Consider the following 20,690-nt stretch of genomic DNA (forward strand, 5'->3'; position numbering starts at 1 on the left):
GCATGAGCGCTGAGGGTCAGGGAAGAAGCCACTGGTTCGACGACGAGGCCGGTCCGGTCGTCCGCCCGTACGCCATGACGCGCGGCCGCACCACCAGTGCGGCCCAGCATCGTCTCGACCTGATCGCGGTGGTCGTCGCGGAGCCGCACGCGGACGACCCGGACGCCGACTCGACGCTGTCCCCGGAACATGTGGACATCGTCGGGCTGTGCCGTGACGCCCCGCAGTCCGTGGCCGAACTCTCCGCCGAACTCGATCTGCCCATCGGCGTCGTACGGGTCCTCGTCGGGGACCTCGTGGACAGTGAATTCGTCCATGTGAACCGGCCTGTACCGCCTGCCGAGCTGGTGGACGAGAGTATTCTGCGCGACGTGATCAACGGCCTGCGGGCGCTGTGAGCGGCGTGGAAGCGGGGTAGTGACGTGACAGGCTGGCAGTTCTGGGTCGACCGTGGCGGCACCTTCACGGACATCGTCGCGCGACGCCCGGACGGCCGTCTGCTGACGCACAAGCTGCTGTCGGAGAACCCGGCACGCTACTCCGACGCGGCCGTCGCGGGCGTACGCGAGTTGCTGGGCGGTTCCCAGGACCCCGTGGAGGCCGTCCGTATGGGCACGACAGTCGCCACCAACGCCCTCCTCGAACGCAAGGGCGAGCGGACCCTGCTGGTCGTCACTCGCGGATTCCGCGACGCCCTGCGCATCGCCTACCAGAACCGGCCCCGCATCTTCGCCCGCCGGATCGAGCTCCCCGAGCTGCTCTACGAACGGGTCGTCGAGGTCGACGAGCGCATCGCCGCCGACGGCACCGTCCTGCACGCCCCCGACCTGGATGCCCTCGCCGGCCCCCTCCAAGAGGCGTACGACGACGGGATCCGCGCCGTCGCCGTGGTCTGTATGCACAGCCATCTGCATCCCGCTCACGAGCAGGCCGTCGGCACGCTCGCCGCCCGCGTCGGCTTCCCGCAGATCTCGCTGTCCAGCGAGGTCAGCCCTCTGATGAAACTCGTACCGCGCGGGGACACCGCCGTCGTCGACGCCTACCTCTCGCCCGTGCTGCGCCGCTACGTACAGCATGTCGCCGACGAACTCGAAGGCGTACGGCTGATGTTCATGCAGTCCAACGGCGGTCTCGCCGAAGCCGGGCAGTTCCGCGGCAAGGACGCCATCCTCTCCGGCCCCGCAGGCGGCATTGTCGGTATGGCCCGCATGTCGCAGCTCGCCGGCTTCGACCGGGTCATCGGCTTCGACATGGGGGGCACCTCCACCGACGTCTCCCATTTCGCCGGCGAATACGAACGCGTCTTCACCACACAGATCGCCGGCGTCCGACTGCGCGCCCCCATGCTGGACATCCACACCGTCGCCGCAGGCGGCGGCTCGGTCCTCCACTTCGACGGGTCCCGCTACCGCGTAGGGCCGGACTCGGCGGGCGCGGACCCGGGGCCCGCCTGCTACCGGGGCGGCGGCCCGCTCGCCGTCACCGACGCCAACGTGATGCTCGGCCGTATCCAACCCGCCCACTTCCCCAGGGTGTTCGGCCCCGACGGCGACCAGCCCCTCGACGACGCCCTCGTCCGTGACCGCTTCGCCGCGCTCGCGCGCGAGATCCGCGAGCAGACCGGCGACGACCGCACGCCCGAACAGGTCGCCGAGGGCTACCTGCAGATCGCCGTCGCCAACATCGCCAACGCCGTCAAGCGGATCTCCGTGCAGAAGGGCCACGACGTCACCCGCTACGCCCTCACGACCTTCGGTGGCGCCGGTGGTCAGCACGCGTGCATGGTCGCCGACTCGCTGGGCATCCGCACCGTCCTCGTGCCGCCCATGGCCGGTGTCCTGTCGGCACTCGGCATCGGCCTCGCCGACACCACGGCCATGCGCGAACAGTCCGCCGAGGCGCCTCTGGACGCCACCTCCATGCCCGGCGTCCTCAAGACGGCGGACGACCTCGAATCCGCCGCCCGCACCGAACTCCTCGACGAGGACGTCCCCGAGGACCGCATCAAGATCACCCGACGCGCCCAACTCCGCTACGACGGCACCGACACCACCCTCACCGTCGAACTCACCGACCCCGACGCGATGCGGCGCGCCTTCGAAGAACGTCATCGCGCCACGTACTCCTTCGCCCTCGACCGCCCGATCGTCGTCGAAGCCCTCTCCGTCGAAGCCACCGGCATCACCGAACCCCCCGATCTCTCCGCCCTCGCCCCGTACCAAGCCGCCCCTGAAGGCAGCCCGGCCGCCCCGCGAACCGTCCGCCTCCACACCGGCGGCACCTGGCGCGACGTACCCCTCCACCGCCGCGAGACCCTTCCTCCCGGCGAAACCGTCACCGGCCCCGCGATCATCACCGAGGCCAGCGCGACGACCGTCGTCGACGACGGCTGGCAAGCCGCGACGACCGACGACGGGCATCTGGTCATGGAACGCGCGGCGATTACGGAGAGTTCCGATCTCGGTACGAAAGCCGACCCGGTTCTGCTGGAGGTCTTCAACAACCTGTTCATGTCCATCGCCGAACAGATGGGCGCCCGCCTCGAATCCACCGCCCAGTCCGTCAACATCAAGGAACGCCTGGACTTCTCCTGCGCGCTCTTCGACCCGGACGGAAACCTGGTGGCCAACGCCCCCCACATCCCCGTCCACCTGGGCTCGATGGGCACGAGCGTCAAGGAGGTCATCCGGCGGCGCGGCCCCCGGATGCGCCCCGGCGACACATACGCCGTCAACGACCCGTACCACGGCGGCACCCACCTGCCGGACGTCACCGTGATCACTCCGGTCTTCGACACCGCGAACACGGAGGGTGACCGGATCCTCTTCTACGTTGCCTCACGTGGCCACCACGCCGAGATCGGCGGCATCGCGCCCGGCTCCATGCCGGCGAACAGCCGCACCATCGACGAGGAGGGCATCCTCTTCGACAACTGGCTGCTCGCCGAGAACGGCAGCTTCCGTGAGGAGGAGACCCTCCGCCTGCTCACCGAGGCGCCGTACCCCTCCCGCAACCCGAAGACCAACCTCGCCGATCTGCGCGCCCAGATCGCGGCCAACCAGAAGGGCGTCGACGAAGTCGCCCGCATGATCGAGAACTTCGGCCTCGACGTCGTCCAGGCGTACATGAAGCACGTCCAGGACAACGCGGAGGAAGCGGTACGCCGCGTCATCGACGCCCTGGACGACGGCGAGTACGCCTACGAGACCGACTCCGGCGCCGTGATCCGGGTACGCGTGCGCGTGGACCGCGACAACCGCACGGCCACCATCGACTTCAGCGGCACGTCCCCGCAGCTGGCCACCAACTTCAACGCGCCGTTCTCGGTCGTCAACGCCGCTGTCCTCTACGTCTTCCGCACCCTCGTCGCCGACGACATCCCGCTCAACGACGGCTGTCTGCGACCCCTCGACATCATCGTGCCGCCCGGCTCCATGCTCGCTCCCGAACCCCCGGCAGCGGTCGTCGCCGGCAACGTCGAGACCTCCCAGGCGATCACCGGCGCCCTCTACGCAGCCCTGGGTGTCCAGGCCGAGGGCTCCGGCACCATGAACAACGTCACCTTCGGCAACGAACGCCACCAGTACTACGAGACCGTGGCCGCCGGATCCGGCGCGGGCGACGGATTCCCCGGCGCGCCCGTCGTCCAGACCCACATGACCAACTCGCGGCTCACCGACCCCGAAGTGCTGGAGTGGCGCCTGCCCGTACAACTCGACGAGTTCGCCGTACGGCGCGGCAGCGGCGGCGCCGGGCAGTGGCGCGGCGGGGACGGCGCCGTGCGCCGCATCCGGTTCCACGAGCCCATGACCGTCTCCACGCTGTCCCAGCACCGCAGGGTGCCGCCGTACGGGATGGCGGGCGGCGAACCGGGCGCACTGGGAGCCAACCGTGTCGAACGCGCGGACGGCACCGTCACCGCACTGGCCGGAAGCGACTCGACGGACGTCGCCCCCGGCGACGTACTCGTCATCGAAACCCCCGGCGGCGGAGGCTACGGCCCACCGTCGCGCGACCCCCATCAAGCAGGAGAAGAGATCGATGATCTTCGGGCGTTCTGAGCGCGGGAAGCCTCCGGTCGAGCCCGTCACGCTCAAGATCCTGGTGGCCGGCGGCTTCGGCGTGGGCAAGACCACCCTCGTCGGCGCCGTCAGCGAGATCAGGCCTCTGCGCACCGAGGAACTGCTCACCGAGGCCGGACGCCCGGTCGACGACACGAGCGGTGTCGAGGGCAAGCGCACCACCACCGTGGCCATGGACTTCGGCCGCATCACCTTGCGCGAGGACCTGGTCCTCTACCTCTTCGGCACGCCCGGCCAGGAGCGGTTCTGGTTCATGTGGGACGAGCTCTCGGAGGGCGCGCTCGGCGCCGTCGTCCTCGCCGACACCCGCCGGCTTGAGGACTGCTTCGCGGCCGTCGACTACTTCGAGCGGCGGTCCATACCCTTCCTCGTCGGCGTCAACTGCTTCGAGGGAGCCTCCCGTTACCCGGCGGAGGACATCCGGCAGGCCCTCGACCTCGACGAGGGCGTACCGCTGCTGCTGTGCGACGCGCGCGACCGGGAGTCCGTCAAGGAGATCCTCATCGGCGTCGTCCAGCACGCCATGGCGTACCAGGCGGACCGCCGCCAGACCGTCTCCACCTGACGCCCGGAGCACGCGCACGGCCCGTACCCCCGCCGACTGGGGTACGGGCCGCGGCTCATGGACACGCGCGCGTGGATCACGCGACCCGCACGCGCGGGCCGTCTGCGTCAGTCGTCGCCGTCCTCCTGCCAGCCGAAGCTCTTCTCCACCGCCTTGCGCCAGTTGTGGTACTCGCGGTCACGGTCCTGGGCGGTCATGGCGGGTGTCCACTCGACGTCCTTCGCCCAGTGCGCCTTGAGCTCGTCCAGGTCGTTCCACACCCCGGTGGCCAGCCCTGCCGCGTACGCGGCGCCCAGGCAGGTCGTCTCGGAGATCTTGGGCCGGATCACGGGCACGTCGAGCACGTCGGCCTGGTGCTGCATGAGCAGGTTGTTCTTCGTCATGCCGCCGTCGACCTTCAGGGTCGTGATGTGCACGCCGGAGTCCTGGTACATGGCGTCCACGACCTCGCGGGTCTGCCAGCTCGTCGCCTCCAGCACCGCGCGCGCGAGGTGTCCCTTGGTGACGTAGCGCGTCAGACCGGTGATGACGCCGCGCGCGTCGGAACGCCAGTACGGCGCGAACAGGCCGGAGAAGGCGGGCACGATGTATGCGCCGCCGTTGTCCTCGACGCTCTCCGCGAGGGGCTCGATCTCGTCGGCGGTGCGGATGATGCCGAGCTGGTCGCGGAACCACTGGACGAGCGCGCCCGTTATGGCTATTGCCCCCTCCAGGCAGTACACCGGCGCCTCACTGCCGATCTTGTAGCCCATCGTCGTCAGCAGCCCGTTCTTCGACGGCACCGGGCGGTTGCCCGTGTTGAGCAGCAGGAAGCTGCCCGTGCCGTACGTGTTCTTGGCCGTGCCCACGTCGTAGCATGCCTGTCCGAACACCGCCGCCTGCTGGTCGCCCAGAGCCGAGGCGACCGGCACACCGGCCAGCTGCCCGACGGCGGTCCCGTAGACCTCGGAGGAGGACTTGATCTCCGGCAGGACGGCCTCGGGAACGTTCATCGCGGACAGGATCGAGGAGTCCCACTGGAGGGTCTCCAGGTTCATCAGCATGGTGCGGCCGGCGTTCGTCACGTCGGTGACGTGGTGTCCGCCGTCCGTGCCGCCGGTGAGGTTCCAGATCAGCCAGGAGTCGATGGTGCCGAAAGCGATCTCGCCGCGCTCGGCGCGGGCCCTCAGGCCAGGCACGTTGTCCAGCAGCCAGGCCGCCTTGGGGCCGGAAAAGTAACTGGCCAGCGGTAGCCCCGTCTGCTCACGGAAACGATCCTGCCCGTCCGAGCCGCCGAGCTGGTTGCACAGCGCCGCCGTACGGGTGTCCTGCCACACGATGGCGTTGTGCACCGGCTTGCCCGTCGCGCGGTCCCACAGGACCGTCGTCTCACGCTGGTTGGTGATGCCGAGCGCACTGAGCTGATCGGTGCGCAGACCCGCCTTCGCGATCGCGCCCGCCACCACCGCCTGCACCTTCGACCAGATCTCGGTGGCGTCGTGCTCCACCCAGCCGGGCTTGGGGAAGATCTGGCGGTGCTCGCGCTGGTCGACGGCCACGATGGCGCCGTCCTGGTTGAAGATGATGCAGCGGCTTGAGGTCGTGCCCTGGTCGATAGCGGCGACGAACTTGTCCGTCATGACGTCCCCTTCGTCGGATCCTTCAGAACGCTGCGTTGAAGATGACCCCGGACAGCACTCCGCCGATCAGCGGTCCCACCACCGGGATCCACGAGTAACTCCAGTCGGAGGTGCCCTTGTTGGGAATCGGGAGCAGGGAGTGGACGATACGCGGACCCAGGTCACGGGCCGGGTTGATGGCGTATCCGGTGGGACCACCGAGCGACAGACCGATGCCGACCACCAGGAACGAGACGATCAGAATCGCCGTGCCCGACACGCCCAGGCCCTTGGTCAGACCGAATGCCAGGATGGGCAGCACCAGGGCGATGGTCGCGATGATCTCGGTCATGAGGTTCGCGACGACATTGCGGATCGTGGGCGCGGTGGAGAAGATCCCGAGCGTCGGCTGAGCGATCTTCTCGTCGGCATTGGCCTGGAACTGCGCGAAGTAGACCAGCCAGCACAACACGGCACCCAGCATCGCGCCGACCATCTGGCCGGCGATGTAGATGTGGACCTTGTCCCAGTTCCCGGTGTCGATGGCGATCCCGATCGTCACGGCGGGGTTGAGCTGCCCGCCGGACAGCGGCGCGGCGGTGTACGCGCCGGCCATCACGCCGAATCCCCAGCCGAACGCGATGACGACCCAGCCCGCGTCCTTCGCCTTGGAATAGTTGAGTACGACGGCGGCGACCACTCCGGCCCCGAAGAGGATCAGAATCGCGGTACCGATGACCTCACCGAGGAAGATGTCTCCGTTGCTCATGGCGGCTCCTAGGCCCTGGCCGGGACGATCGGCCCCGGTTTCTCCGTGCGGGGTGCGTTTCCCATGGCGACATCAGCCGAAGGCAGGGAGGGGCCTGCGCCCCGCCCGGCGTCCGTGACGAGCGTGCCGTCGCAGCCGACTCGCCCGTGGGGGAAGGGCCTTGGTCCAGGGCGGAACCGCGCGGCGCAGTGCGTGGATACGCCGAGAATGTACGGCGATGTCGACCGACACCGGGAAGTGTTCACCGGCGTCCAAGGGGCGTCAAGGTCGTGGACGTCAACGGTTGGGGGAGCACTCACGAGTCACGGATATTCGCCGACGCGACTCGTGGCACGCCCGTTCGGGGTGGGACGGACATCGAGGCCCTGCTGAGGACGGCAGGCAGGCCAGTTCCTGCTGAACCCGGCGGGGGTCGAAGGCCATGGCTGTTCTTGAGGCCGTGCGGACGCCTTTCGGCCCCGCCGACCTGCTAGGAACAGGTTCTCACCCCTTGCTCGGGTCCGCCACCGCCCACTCGGCGCGGGCGGGCTGCGCCTCCACACCGCGAAGGATCTCGTGCCCGGACAGCCCCGCGCGGCCGATCACCCAGCTCGCCCCACTGAGCGATTTCGCGGCCTTCTTCAGCGGCGCCAGACAGGCTGCCGCCTGACGGTGGTCCGCCACGCTCCCGAGCTCACACACGACCGTGGCCAGGGACAAGGTGACAGGACGCCCGCCCGCCGACCAGGACACGTCCAGCACGGAGGCGGCCAGCGGGCTCAGCCCCTCAGGATCGGCGAGCACAAGGAAGTCGTCCCCGCCGATGTGGCCCACCCGGGTGCTGCCGGACGCCGCTTGCTGCAGCGCCCGTCCGACCGACCGGATCAGCTCGTCGCCCGCCGCGAATCCGGCTCCGTCGTTGACCTGCTTGAAGTCGTCCACGTCCAGCCAGCTCAGTGCGAACGTCCGCCCGTCCGCGATTCGCCGGTCCACCTCACCGGTGATCGCGTCCGAACCGGGCAGCCGGGTCAGGGGATTGAGCCCGGCCGCCTCCTCGACCTGGGTCTCGGCGAGGGCCCGCACGAGGTCCGCGAGCCGTACGACACCGACGCACCGGCCGTACCGGTCGACCACGGCCACATCGTCCGACGTGCGGTCCCGGTCGCCGACCGCGACCACGTCCAGTACCTCCCACGCGGTGGCGTCGACGCCCACGGTGCGCGGCGGGTCTCCGAGCTTCGCCGCGGGCCGGTCGGCGTACAGGGCGTGGCCGTAGCGGCCCGACATCGACAGCAGGAAGCGGGAGCGATGCACCGACCGCAAGGGGACGCCGTCCGGGTTGACCAACAGCACCCCGGATACGTCGGGCGACCCGGTCAGCAGCGCCCGCACCTGCCCCGCGGACGCGGTGGCGGGCAGCAGTGCGGCAGGCCGCACGAACTCCAGCACCGACGGTCCCGAGCGGGTCGCCACCGCCAGTCCGGGGGAGCGCGGCGGAACGTATACCTCCGCCGCGGGCAGCCGAGCCGGCGGAGCGAACAGCTCCCCCTGGGCCAGCTGCGCACCGGCCGACCGCGCGGCCGCGCACTGCAGTTCCGTCTCCACGCCCTCCACGCACAGCAGCGCCGGCAACTGGTCGCACAGCGTCCGCATCGCCCGCACCGCCGCCGGGCGCAGCAGCATGGACGCGTCGAGCTTCACCAGGTCCGGCGCCATGTCGGTGAGCAACCGCAACGGCAGGTCCCCGTCGCCGACGCCGTCCGCGCTGATCCGGAAGCCGAGGTCGCGCAGCGAGCCGATCGCCTCCAACAGCGCCTGCTGAGGCACATGCGTGTACGGCGGACCGACGTCGATCGTCACCTCCCACGGGAGCCGCCCTGCCGCACGCACGGCGTCGTGCAGCGGTGTGAGCCCGCCGAGGTCGGCGAGGGTACCGGCGAACACGTTGACGTACAGAGGGAGCAACGTCTCCTTGCGAGCCGCCGCGCGGAACGCCAACACTGCCAGCCGGCCGTCGAGTTCGGGGTCACGGCGGGCCTCGGCCAGGACGTCGCCGGTCTCCGGGCGGGCGAGTATCTCCAGCCCCGCCACCCCACCGGTCGTCAGATTGACCACCGGTTGGAAAGCGAAGCGGAGAGTATCCGTCCAGGAGTCCACGGCAGCATGATGGCGCCGCTGGAGCACGCCCAAGCCCAGTTCATGAGACGTTCACGCAGGATTCCGGGTTGGTCACACACCGTAGACATGCCTGGCCCGTGCTCGGCCGTACGACGGTGAGGCCACGCCCGCAGGACCGGCTCCCCGTGCCGAACGAGCCGCCTCACCTCACCGCGATCACCGCCGATCCGTGCCCGAACAGACCCTGGTTCGCCGCGATCCCCACGCGTGCCCCGGCGACCTGCCGGTCAGCCGCAGCCTCTCTCAACTGCCAGGTCAGCTCGCAGACTTGGGCGATCGCCTGAGCTGGGACCGCCTCTCCGAAGGAGGCCAGCCCGCCGCTCGTGTTGACGGGTATGCGGCCGCCCAGCCCCGTCGCGCCCTCCCGTAGCAGCTTCGCGGCCTCTCCCTCGCCGCACAGCCCCAGATCCTCGTACCACTGCAACTCCAGCGCGGTGGACAGGTCGTAGACCTCTGCGAAGGACAGTTCCTCCGGGCCGATGCCCGCCTCCTCGTAGGCCGCCCGCGCGATCGATTCCCGGAACGTATCGGCCGCCGGTTGCGCCGCCACTGCGGAGTCCGTCGCGATATCGGGCAGATCCAGGACCGTGTTGGGATAGCGGGGCGTCACGGTGGACACCGCCCGGATGCGCACCGGATCCGGGGCCCCGTGCCGACGCGCGAAATCCATGCCCGCCAGAACCAGCGCGGCGCCTCCGTCCGAGGTGGCGCAGATGTCGAGCAGCCGCAGGGGATCGGCGACCACGGCGGATGCGGCGACCTCCTCGGCGGTGACCCGCTTGCGGTAGCGCGCGTGGGGATTCAACGCCCCCAGAGCGGCGTTCTTCACTTTGACCTGTGCGAAGTCCTCCAGGGTGTCCCCGTGCAGTGCCATCCGCCGACGCGCGTACAGCCCGAAGTACGTCGGATTGGTCGCTCCGAGGACTCGGAAACGCAGCCAGTCCGGATCGTCCGGCCGGTCGCCGCCGGCGGGCCGGAAGAACCCCTTGGGAGCGGCATCGGCGCCCACCACGAGTACCACGTCCGCCAGCCCCGAAAGTATCTGCGCCCGCGCGGTGTTGACCGCCTGCGCGCCGGACGCGCACGCCGCGTACACGCTCGTGACCCGGGCACCCTGCCAGCCCAGCGCCTTCGCGAACGTGGCCCCTGCGACATATCCCGGATAGCCGCCCCGCACCGTGTCCGCACCGACGATCGACCCGATGTCCCGCCACTCCAGTCCCGCATCGGCGAGCGCCGTACGGGCCGCCACCGCCCCGTACTCGACGAAGCTGCGTCCCCACTTGCCCCAGGGATGCATGCCCACGCCGAGTACCGCCACCTCTTCCGTCATGCCGCCACCCCCGTCGGTCGCCACTGCCAGGTCGTCCAGATCGTCTCCGCGTCCTCATGGAGCACGCCGGGAACGACCTCCACCTCCATGCCCACCGCCAGATCGGCGACGGTGATCCCGGGAGCCGCCTGCCCCAGCACCACGAGGCACTCAGCGGGCAGCTCCACAGCGATCAACGTGTGCGGCTCCCAAGGAAGTTCCGGATCGGTCACATAGGGTGACGGAGGTCGGTACCGGCTGTCCGTGTACGACCAGACGCGCCCGCACCGCGAGAGCGGCACCTCCTCCAGGTTGCCGCCCGGACAGTCCGGATTCCGGCAGTGCGCGTCCTCGCGGGGAAAGAACACCGAGGTGCAGACCGAGCAACGAGTGCCGAGGAGCCGGAAGTCGTCCCCTTCGCCGGTGAACCACCCTGCGACGACAGGTGTGCGCGTACGTGGCATAGCCCCTCCTGGCAACCAAAATCTGACGGGACGTCAGAAGTGTGTCACGGGCAGCCGGAAAGCGGCAGGACGGCCTTACGGGTCGACTGCATCCGATCGCTTCCTCGACGGAACCAATTCCTGATAGATGCAGGAGACATGACACGACTCTCGATCGCGCTGCGAGGACTGGTCACCACGCTCGCCACGATGCTGGCCGTCACCGCCGCCCCCGCGACCGCCCAGGCGAGGACCGAGCCCAGAGCGCCGAAAGACTTCGTGGCGCTGAGAACCGTGGATCCCACCATCATCGAGGAGATGCGGTACTTCACCCCGCACAACTTCGTGGGGGAGCGCATCGACGGCTACCGACAGCCCCTCTGCATCCTCACCCGACCCGCCGCCCACGCCCTCCACAAGGCCCAGCAGCAGCTGCTGCGCAAGGGCTACACGCTCAAGGTGTACGACTGCTACCGGCCGCAGCGCGCCGTCGACCACTTCGTCCGCTGGGCCGAGGACCTCGACGACGAAGCCATGAAGGAGGAGTTCTACCCGAACGTCGACAAGACCCGTCTGTTCGTGGACGGTTACATCGCGGAGAAATCCGGCCACAGCCGCGGCTCGACCATGGACCTGACGATCGTCCGGCTGCCGGCGAAGCCCACCAGGCCCTACGTGCCAGGACAGCCCCTCGTGCCCTGCTACGCACCGCAGAGCGAACGCTTCCCCGACAACTCCGTCGACATGGGCACCGGCTACGACTGCTTCGACACCCTCTCGCACACCCTCGACCCGCGCATCCAGGGCGAACAGCGTGCCAACCGGCTGTTGCTCAAAGGCACCCTCGAAGCCCTCGGATTCGTCAACCTCGCCGAGGAATGGTGGCACTACACGTACAAGCCGGAGTCCTATCCGGACACCTACTTCGACTTCCCCGTGTCCTGGAAATCCCTGACCAGGCAGTAGTGACCGGCCCCCGGAAGACGCCCTTCCACTGATCGGATACAGTCCGCCGCGTGTCCGAATCTCAGTACTCCGTTCCCAACTCCGCAGCGGACTCCCACTGTTCGACCTGCGGCGCGCCCTACGGAGAGGGCGTCTCCGGCTGGCCGCGCACCTGCCCGGTGTGCGGCGCCGTGGCCTACCGCAACCCGCTGCCGGTAGCGATCGCGCTCCAGCCCGTGTACGACACTAAGGGCACCGCCCTTGTGGTCATCACCCGAACCGTGGCCCCCGCGCGCGGGGGCATCGCCCTGCCCGGCGGCTACATCGACGACCGCGAGGACTGGCGCCAGGCCGTCGTCCGCGAACTCAAGGAAGAGACCGGCATCGACGCGGCCGGCCGCGACGTACGTCTCGTCGACGCGATGAGCTCCCCCGATGGGCACCTGCTGCTGTTCGGCCTCCTCCCGGAACGCCCCGTCGACCGCCTGCCGCCGTCGGCCGCCACGAACGAGACCGAGGGCTGGCATCTCCTGCGCAGGCCGGAGGAGCTCGCCTTCCCGCTGCACACACTGGCCGTACGGGCGTTCTTCGAGGGCCGTTACATCTGACCTCAACGCTCGCCGAGCCCTCGGACGCGCACCGGACGAGGGGACGGGATCACACCGTCCTCGTGCTCCAGCTCGACGACAGGCTTGCGGCCTTCCCAGCGGGTGAGGTAGCGCTCTATCTCCGGCTCGTCCCAACCGTCGCCCGTGTCCGGCACCACCAGTCCGCCCCCGGTACGTCCGGGGGCGGGCGCCCACACCTCCAATTCCAGCCCGCCGTCGTCCCCACGTACGGGGACGACGGCGCCCGAGCGCGCCAGCACCGGGACACGCGACAGGGGCGCGTCGATGAGCACCAGCCCCGGCCCTTCGTACGCCCGCTCAGTCGCCGTGTCGTACCAGCGCCCCCGCGGCAACTGCACCGCACGCCGGTCAGCTCCTGGATCCAGCACCGGCGCCACCAGCAGCGAGTCGCCCAGCAGAAACGCATCCTCGCAATCGCGCAGCGCGCGCTCCTCGGGCGCCGACCACCACAGCGGACGCACATACGGCGCGCCTGTCCGCCGGGCCAGATGCGCCAGCGTCACGAAGTACGGCAGCAGCCTCCGTCGCTCGACGAGCGCCACGCGCGCGTGCTCCAGCACCTCGGGACCGAACTCCCATGGCTCCCTGCGCCCCGCCCGCAGGCTCGCATGCGTACGGAACAGCGGCAGATACGCCGCCAACTGCAACCACCGCAGATACAGCTCCGGCGAAGGACTCCCGTCGAACCCGCCCACGTCCGGCCCCGAGTAGGGCACCCCGCACAGCCCGAGACCCATGACCAGCGACAACGACGCCCGCAGCCCGGGCCAGCCCGTGGCCACGTCGCCGGACCAGGTGCCCCCGTAACGCTGCATGCCGGCCCATCCGGACCGCGAGAACACGAAGGGCCGCCCCTCGGGCGTCAGCGCGCGTACCCCCTCATAGCCCGCCCTGGCCATGCACAGGCCGTAGACGTTGTGCGCCTCCTGATGGTCACCGCCTCGCCCCTCCAGGGAGTGCCGGGCCGAACGAGGCAGTGTCGACTCCCCGAAGGCCGCGAACGAGGTCGGCTCGTTCATGTCGTGCCAGAAACCCGAGAAGCCCTGCGCCAGCCGCTCCTCGTAGAGCCCACCCCACCAGTGCCGCACGCGCGCGTGCGTGAAGTCCGGGAAGACCGCCTCCCCGGGCCAGACCACGCCTCGCACGACCTGCCCCGAGGTGTCCCTGACGAACGCGTCCTCGACCGTCCCGCTGTCGTACACGGCATTGCCCGGCGCGGCCTTGACCGCCGGGTCGACGATCGAGACCAGGTGGATTCCGTCCCTCCGCAAGTCCTCGGCCAGCTGCGGCAGTTTGGGAAAGCCCTCATGGTCGACCGTGAACACCTGATGCTCGTCGTAGTGGTCGATGTCCAGATGGATCGCGTCCAACGGCAGATCCCGATCCTGGTAACCAGAAACGATCCGCCGTACCTCCTGCTCGCTGCCGAAGCCCCACCGCGCGTGATGGTGGCCCAACGCCCACGCCGGCGGCAGCGCGGCCGCACCGGTGAGGGAGGCCCACACGAGCAGTACGCGCGCGGGAGTGCCCACCATCACCCAGCAGCGCAACGGACCCCCGTCCATCCGCAGTTCGCTGCTCCCCGCGTGGTCGTGCCCGGAGCCGGCGCCCTCCTCGCCCTCCCGCAGCGTCACCGTGCCGTCCCACGAAGTGTCGTGGAACACCAGGTGCGTGGCCGCGTCGGCCACCACCAGCTGCACCGGCATGGTGATGTACAACGGGTCGTCGCCCGGGCCGAACGCACGGCCCGGGTCGGTGTTCCACAACCGGTACGTCCCGTTCTTCAGCCGGGGCCCCGCTGCCCGTCCGCCCAGCCCGAAGAACCGGGCGTCCGCGGCCACCTCCGACCGCTGCATCCAGCGCGCCGCCCCACCGCCGACCGGCTCCCACCAACGCGGTGGCAGGTCACGGCGCAGTGTCAAACCACCCGGCGTCTGCACCTCCACCGCACCGTGCCGCGAGATGACGACCGTCACCCGCTCGGCCACGACCCGCCAGCCACCGTCCTTGTCGGGCTCCAGCACGGCCCGGGGATCCGGTTCCGGACACCGGCCCGCGAGCGCGTACGACGGCTCGGGAGCGGCCCCGTCCCACCCCCAGAAGACGGCTCCGTTCACGGTGACGACGATGCGTAGTTCCGACCGGCTGAACCGGATGACACCGCCGCCCGGACCGGGCTCCACCTCCTGCACCGGCCCGGGCACCCGAGCACGCTCGGCACCCCGGGGCGGCAGCCCCGCGGCGTCGGCGCGCTTCCTGCGCCACGCCGCTCGTACGGTACGCAACCCCTGGGCCGCTCCCACAGAACCGACCGCCTTCATCGAACGCACCAGGTCACGACCGTCCATGCTGCTCAGCCTGCCATTCAGCGCCCCACACGCGTGTGCCGTTCAACTGCCGTTCACCCGTGCCTGGACCACATCTTCACGACACGGACTATGTGGGGCGCACCCTGGTGCAGAAGTCGATCACATGGCATCGTCCGTGTCATCCGCGTCACGCGCACACCCCCGCCGTGCGCGGAAGACGCACACGACGCGCACAGTCCGGGAGCCGCCCCATGTCGACCGTGAATCCCCAGCCGCTCTGGCAGCCAGATCCGCAGCGCATCGCGCAGGCTCAGGTCACCAGGTTCCAGGCCTGGGCCGCCGAAAACCACGGTGCCCCCGCCGAGGGCGGCTACGCGGCCCTGCACCGCTGGTCGGTCGACGAACTGGACACCTTCTGGAAAGCCGTCACCGAGTGGTTCGACGTACGCTTCTCCACCCCCTACGCGCGCGTGCTGGGCGATCGCGCGATGCCAGGCGCCCAATGGTTCCCCGGCGCGACCCTGAACTACGCCGAGCACGCCCTACGCGCCGCCGCGACCCGGCCGGACGAACCCGCGCTCCTCCACGTGGACGAATCCCACGAACCCCGCCCCGTGACCTGGTCCGAGCTCCGCCACCAGGTCGGCTCCCTCGCCGCCGAGCTGCGTGCCCTGGGCGTACGCCCCGGAGACCGCGTCAGCGGCTACCTCCCGAACATCCCGCAGGCTGTCGTCGCCCTCCTCGCCACGGCCGCCGTCGGAGGCGTCTGGACCTCCTGCGCCCCCGACTTCGGCGCCCGCAGCGTCCTCGACCGCTTCCAGCAGGTCGAACCCGTCGTCCTCATCACGGTCGACGGCTACCGCTACGGCGGCAAGCAGCACGACCGCCGCGATACCGTCGCCGAACTCCGCCGCGAACTCCCCACCCTGCGCGCCGTCGTCCACATCCCCCTGCTCGGCACGGAGGCCCCCGAAGGCGCCCTGGAATGGTCTGCCCTCACAGCCTCCGATGTGGAGCCCGTCTACGAGCAGGTGCCATTCGACCACCCCCTCTGGGTGCTCTACTCCTCCGGCACGACCGGCCTTCCGAAGGCCATCGTCCAGTCCCAGGGCGGCATCCTCGTCGAGCACCTCAAGCAACTCGGTCTGCACTGCGACCTGGGCCCAGAGGACCGTTTCTTCTGGTACACCTCGACGGGCTGGATGATGTGGAACTTCCTCGTCTCCGGCCTCCTCACCGGCACCACGATCGTCCTCTACGACGGCAGCCCGGGATACCCCGACACCGGCGCTCAGTGGCGAGTCGCCGAACGCACCAAAGCCACCCTCTACGGCACCTCGGCCGCGTACGTCATGGCCTGCCGCAAGGCCGATGTGCACCCCGCCCGCGACTTCGACCTCTCCGAGGTGCAGTGCGTCGCCACCACCGGATCACCGCTCCCGCCCGACGGGTTCCGCTGGCTGCACGACGAGGTCCGCGACGACCTCTGGATCGCCTCCGTCAGCGGCGGCACGGACGTCTGCTCCTGCTTCGCGGGGGCCGTGCCCACGCTGCCCGTGTACGTCGGCGAACTCCAGGCCCCCGGTCTCGGCACCGACCTGCAGTCCTGGGACCCCAGCGGCAACCCCCTCATCGACGAGGTGGGCGAGCTCGTGGTCACCAACCCCATGCCGTCCATGCCGATCCACTTCTGGAACGACCCCGACGGCAGCCGGTACCACGACAGCTATTTCGACACCTATCCCGGCGTATGGCGCCACGGAGACTGGATCACCGTCACCTCACGCGGCTCCGTCATCATCCACGGCCGCTCCGACTCGACCCTCAACCGCCAGGGCGTGCGGATGGGCTCGGCGGACATCTACGAAGCCGTGGAGCGCCTTCCCGAGATCAAGGAATCCCTCGTCATCGGCATCGAACAGCCTGACGGCGGCTACTGGATGCCCCTGTTCGTGCACCTGGTCCCCGGAGCCGTACTCGACGAGGCCCTCCTGAACCGCATCAAGCAGACCATCCGCGAACAACTGTCACCACGTCATATTCCCGACGAGATCATCGAGGTCCCCGGCGTCCCGCACACCCTCACCGGCAAGCGCATCGAGGTCCCGGTCAAGCGACTCCTCCAAGGCACACCCCTTGAAAAGGCAGTCAACCCGGGCTCGATCGACAACCTCGACCTCCTGCACTTCTACGAGGAACTCGCCCGCAAGCGCGCCTGACCGAGGAGCACCGGCCTCGGACTCCAGAGCCACGTGACCTCCGAGGCCGGCCACGCGGATATCGCGGCTCTGACCTGCACGAATACCAACCATCTGGCCCGTCAGGCACGTCACCCCGACGCCGTTGTCAGTGCCCCCGATTACTGTGAGTGAGCATTGATCGACCGCACACAGGGGGAAAGATGGCGCACACCGACCACCAGACGATGCGAGGCGCCCTGCGCCGCGAAATCGCCGGCACGATCGGCCTGCTGACCGACGAGCACGACTTCCGCGCCATGCGCGGCTACCGCAGCTTCACCTTCGACGACCACAAGATCTATCTGGAACAGGTGGAAGCCCTCCTCAGGACACGGGCCTTCCAAGGCAGCCATACGACGATCGCCCTCTTCGATCCCCAGGAATACGCCGAGTTCTGCGCGGAAACGGGCCTCGACCCCGACATCCCGTCCAGCCGCACGCGCTTCACCGCCGAACTCGCGGCCACCGGACCTACCGTCCCCTTTGAGGGCCAACCCTTGGCAGACCTAGTCCCGGCTCTCGTCGACGAGGCCGTCCGCCAAGCCACCAGGGAGTACGCGTCGATGCTCCTGGCCCGACTCGGCGCCTGTGCCACCTGCGGCGAGGACCTCGGCCGCGCGGCCTTCATCCGCGCCTCGCATCTCCTCGTCCGCATCCTGGACACGGCCCATCAGGGCTGCCGACACCTCGTCTGCAGCGTCATGGGCACCCCGGAAACACTCGTCTCCGCCCTTCACGCCGACGAACACGCCCAGGGCGCCACGCACCTCGACGAGGCAGAAGCGCTGGAGTTCACCACGGTTCTAGCCCTCGGCCTGGCCACCCGGAGCCCCGGCGGACTCGTCATGCGCACCAGCGCTCCCGGCACATCCGACCGCATCTACGGATGGCGCCTGCGTGGAGACGGACTGGAACCCCTCACCGCGGGCGAGGTCTTCGACGCCTACTGCACCGACATCGATTCCGGAGACCTCATCTCTCCGGAATCGGGCGTCGACTACTGCGCGCCCCCTGACCTCGGCGACGAGGAGGCGACTCCGGGCCACGACCACTGAACGCGCAGGGGGCGCTCCACCCGCAGGTGGAGCGCCCCACGCGACAGGCTTGCAGCCCGCTCGCTCCGGCTACTCGCCGGACAGCACTGCCTGAGCGGCGTTCCGCGCCTCCTCGGCGCTGTCCGCCGCCCGCGCCGCCGAAGCGGCACGCTCACACTGGGCCAGCGTGTACTTCGCCAGCGTCGCCCGGACATAAGGAATCGATGCCGACCCCATGGAGAGGGAGGTGACACCCAGACCGGTCAGCACACACGCCAGCAGGGGGTCGGACGCCGCCTCACCACAGACACCACAGCTCTTGCCCTCGGCCTTCGCCGCCTCGGCGGACAGTGCCACCAGGTCGAGCAGCGCCGGCTGCCACGGATCCTGCAGACGGGACACGGCACCCACCTGACGGTCCGCGGCGAAGGTGTACTGCGCGAGGTCGTTCGTCCCCAGCGACAGGAACTCGACCTCCTGCAGGATCGAACGCGCCCGCAGCGCGGCCGACGGAATCTCCACCATCGCGCCGAACTTCGCCTGCAGCCCGGCCGCACGGCACGCGTCCGCGAACGCCTTCGCATCGGCACGGTCCGCCACCATCGGGGCCATGACCTCAAGGTAGACGGGCAGCCCCTCCGCAGCCTTCGCGAGTGCCGTCAGCTGGGTACGCAGCACCTCGGGGTGGTCCAGCAGCGTCCGCAGACCACGCACACCCAGGGCCGGGTTCGGCTCATCGGCCGGCGTCAGGAAGTCCAGCGGCTTGTCCGCACCCGCGTCCAGGACACGCACGACGACGCGGCCCTCGGGGAAGGCCTCAAGCACCTGCCGATAGGCCTCGACCTGCTTCTCCTCCGACGGCGCCTTCTTGCTGTCGTCGAGGAAGAGGAACTCGGTACGGAACAGACCGACACCCTCGGCGCCCGCCTCGACAGCAGCCGGAACGTCGGACGGCCCGCCGACGTTGGCCAGCAGCGGCACCTTGTGACCGTCCGCGGTGGCACCCGGGCCGGTCGACGCCGCGAGCGCCGCCTTGCGCTTGGCGGCAGCGGCCTCCAGCTCCGCCTTCTTCTCCTTGCTCGGATTCACGAAGATGTCACCGGTACTGCCGTCAACAGCGATGACCGTGCCCTCGGCAAGCTCACCGGCACCCGGCAGCGCGACCACGGCCGGAACGCCGAGAGCCCTCGCCAGAATCGCGCTGTGGCTGGTCGGCCCGCCCTCCTCGGTGACAAAGCCGAGAACCAGGGCCGGATCCAGCAGCGCGGTGTCGGCCGGCGCGAGGTCGCGAGCGACAAGGACATACGGCTCGTCGCTGTCCGGGACACCCGGCATCGGGACTCCGAGCAAACGAGCGACGATACGATTCCGCACGTCATCGAGGTCGGCCACCCGGCCGGCAAGGTACTCCCCGGCGCCGGCCAGCAGCTCGCGGTACGCGGCGAAGGCGTCGTACACGGCGCGCTCAGCCGTGCTGCCGACGGCGATACGCCGGTCCACATCCGCCATCAGCTCGGGGTCCTGGGCCATCATGGCCTGAGCCTCAAGCACCGCCTGGGCTTCGCCCCCCGCCAGATTGCCGCGCGCCATCAGGTCGGCCGCCACAGCCTCCACCGCCTTGCGTGCGCGCCCCTGTTCACGCTCCGCCTCCTCGGCCGGGATCTGCTTGGCAGGCGGTTCGAGGACCGCCGTTCCCATGTGCCGAACCTCGCCGATCGCCACACCGTGGCTCACGCCGACGCCTCGCAGCGTTGTCTCCATCTCACCCGTCTCCGATAGTGCGGCGGGTCCCGCCGCCGCGGTGGTTGTCGTCCCTACTTGCCGTCATACGACGGCGCCGGTGTCACTTCCAGAAGAAGAGACTGTCACCAGCCTTCACGTCGCCGTCGTCCCGCAGGTCGGAGAGGGCCTCTGCCGTGGCCTCAAGGGCAACGATCGGGCACACGGGGGACTTGCCGGCTTCCTCGACCGCTGCCGGGTTCCAGCGCACGATGCCCTGCCCGCGCGTCACGGTGTCCCCCTTGTTCACGAGAAGCTCGAAGCCCTCGCCGTTGAGCTGCACGGTGTCGATGCCGAGATGGGTGAGCACGCCGTGACCCTGCTCGTCGACGACGACAAAGGCGTGCGGATGGAGAGAGACGATGACTCCGTCCACGGGCGACACAGCCTCGGAGGGCTCACGCACGGGGTCGATCGCGGTGCCCGGGCCGACCATGGCCCCGGAGAAGACAGGATCGGGTACGGATGCCAGTCCGACGGCGCGTCCTGCCAGTGGGGACGTCACGGTGGTCATGGGAAACCTCCCAGGGGTGGAGATCGTTATGGGCCGTCGTTGCCTGTGCGGACGGCACACTGTTCAGCAGGGTATGTCACATGAAGTGCCGATTCCGCGCGGGCACTCCAGGGTGGTCTAGACCATACCGTAAACCGATTTGCACCCGCTCTGCGGCCGCGTGTACAGTCGTACTCCTGCTCGGGACTGAGTGACGCAACTAGGCGTCCTTGCCCAGCAGCACCCAACTTGTCAGATCCTATCTCGGGGTCACCTTCTGCATGCCTGCAGGATGGTGGTCAGAGGGCCGGAAAAACACTGATAGAGTTTGGAAC

The 20,690-nt window shown here is 69.5% G+C and carries 15 protein-coding genes; 7 read left to right on the plus strand and 8 right to left on the minus strand.

Features of this window, described 5'->3' with window-relative positions:
• Positions 1-2: 2 nt before the first annotated feature.
• The 3 genes from POF73_RS23110 to POF73_RS23120 are packed head-to-tail and all read left to right on the plus strand — an operon-like array spanning position 3 to position 4,647.
• The gene (locus tag POF73_RS23110; protein ID WP_272118520.1) at positions 3-398 is read left to right on the plus strand and encodes a DUF742 domain-containing protein; all 396 of its coding nucleotides are present in this window, start codon (positions 3-5) and stop codon (positions 396-398) included.
• A 24-nt stretch (positions 399-422) separates the two neighbouring features.
• A complete protein-coding gene (locus POF73_RS23115; RefSeq protein ID WP_272118522.1) occupies positions 423-4,061 on the plus strand; it encodes a hydantoinase B/oxoprolinase family protein in 3,639 nt (1,212 codons plus the stop codon).
• Positions 4,042-4,647: a GTP-binding protein gene (locus tag POF73_RS23120; RefSeq protein ID WP_272118524.1), complete on the plus strand. Its 606-nt coding sequence runs from the start codon at positions 4,042-4,044 to the stop codon at positions 4,645-4,647. The genes POF73_RS23115 and POF73_RS23120 overlap by 20 nt, the downstream gene beginning before the upstream one ends.
• A gap of 107 nt (positions 4,648-4,754) precedes the next feature.
• Here POF73_RS23120 and glpK read toward each other — a convergent pair whose 3' ends face one another.
• From glpK to POF73_RS23145, 5 genes are all read right to left on the minus strand, one after another.
• On the minus strand, positions 4,755-6,266 hold the full coding sequence (glpK, locus tag POF73_RS23125; protein WP_272118527.1) for a glycerol kinase GlpK: 1,512 nt from the start codon (positions 6,264-6,266) through the stop codon (positions 4,755-4,757).
• A 22-nt stretch (positions 6,267-6,288) separates the two neighbouring features.
• On the minus strand, positions 6,289-7,014 hold the full coding sequence (locus POF73_RS23130) for an MIP/aquaporin family protein (protein ID WP_272118529.1): 726 nt from the start codon (positions 7,012-7,014) through the stop codon (positions 6,289-6,291).
• 483 nt (positions 7,015-7,497) lie between these two features.
• Positions 7,498-9,150: a GGDEF domain-containing protein gene (locus POF73_RS23135; protein ID WP_272118531.1), complete on the minus strand. Its 1,653-nt coding sequence runs from the start codon at positions 9,148-9,150 to the stop codon at positions 7,498-7,500.
• Between the two features lie 163 nt (positions 9,151-9,313).
• The gene (locus POF73_RS23140) at positions 9,314-10,504 is read right to left on the minus strand and encodes a lipid-transfer protein (RefSeq protein ID WP_272118532.1); all 1,191 of its coding nucleotides are present in this window, start codon (positions 10,502-10,504) and stop codon (positions 9,314-9,316) included.
• Positions 10,501-10,947, minus strand: coding sequence for a Zn-ribbon domain-containing OB-fold protein (locus POF73_RS23145; RefSeq protein WP_272118534.1), 447 nt, complete (start codon positions 10,945-10,947; stop codon positions 10,501-10,503). Before POF73_RS23145 ends, POF73_RS23140 begins: the two co-directional genes overlap by 4 nt.
• A gap of 138 nt (positions 10,948-11,085) precedes the next feature.
• Here POF73_RS23145 and POF73_RS23150 point away from each other — a divergent pair, with 138 nt between their 5' ends.
• Positions 11,086-11,892, plus strand: a complete 807-nt coding sequence (locus tag POF73_RS23150; RefSeq protein ID WP_272118536.1) for a M15 family metallopeptidase — start codon at positions 11,086-11,088, stop codon at positions 11,890-11,892.
• A gap of 50 nt (positions 11,893-11,942) precedes the next feature.
• Positions 11,943-12,479 (plus strand): NUDIX domain-containing protein, encoded by a 537-nt coding sequence (locus tag POF73_RS23155; RefSeq protein WP_272118538.1) that lies wholly within the window; start codon positions 11,943-11,945, stop codon positions 12,477-12,479.
• 2 nt (positions 12,480-12,481) lie between these two features.
• Here the strand turns inward: POF73_RS23155 and POF73_RS23160 are convergent, their stop codons facing one another.
• Positions 12,482-14,848, minus strand: coding sequence for a glycoside hydrolase family 31 protein (locus POF73_RS23160; protein ID WP_272118539.1), 2,367 nt, complete (start codon positions 14,846-14,848; stop codon positions 12,482-12,484).
• Between the two features lie 212 nt (positions 14,849-15,060).
• On the opposite strand from POF73_RS23160, the gene POF73_RS23165 reads away from it, so the two are divergent.
• Entirely contained in the window at positions 15,061-17,028 is a 1,968-nt protein-coding gene (locus POF73_RS23165) for an acetoacetate--CoA ligase (RefSeq protein ID WP_272118541.1), read from the plus strand.
• 182 nt (positions 17,029-17,210) lie between these two features.
• Positions 17,211-18,104: a hypothetical protein gene (locus tag POF73_RS23170; protein WP_272118544.1), complete on the plus strand. Its 894-nt coding sequence runs from the start codon at positions 17,211-17,213 to the stop codon at positions 18,102-18,104.
• 69 nt (positions 18,105-18,173) lie between these two features.
• On the opposite strand, the gene ptsP is transcribed toward POF73_RS23170, so the two are convergent.
• A complete protein-coding gene (gene ptsP / locus POF73_RS23175) occupies positions 18,174-19,844 on the minus strand; it encodes a phosphoenolpyruvate--protein phosphotransferase (RefSeq protein ID WP_272118546.1) in 1,671 nt (556 codons plus the stop codon).
• A gap of 82 nt (positions 19,845-19,926) precedes the next feature.
• The gene (locus POF73_RS23180) at positions 19,927-20,376 is read right to left on the minus strand and encodes a PTS sugar transporter subunit IIA (protein WP_272118548.1); all 450 of its coding nucleotides are present in this window, start codon (positions 20,374-20,376) and stop codon (positions 19,927-19,929) included.
• Positions 20,377-20,690 lie beyond the last annotated feature (314 nt).

This window comes from Streptomyces sp. HD (genome assembly GCF_028369295.1).
In the GTDB taxonomy this organism is placed as follows: Bacteria; Actinomycetota; Actinomycetes; order Streptomycetales; family Streptomycetaceae; genus Streptomyces.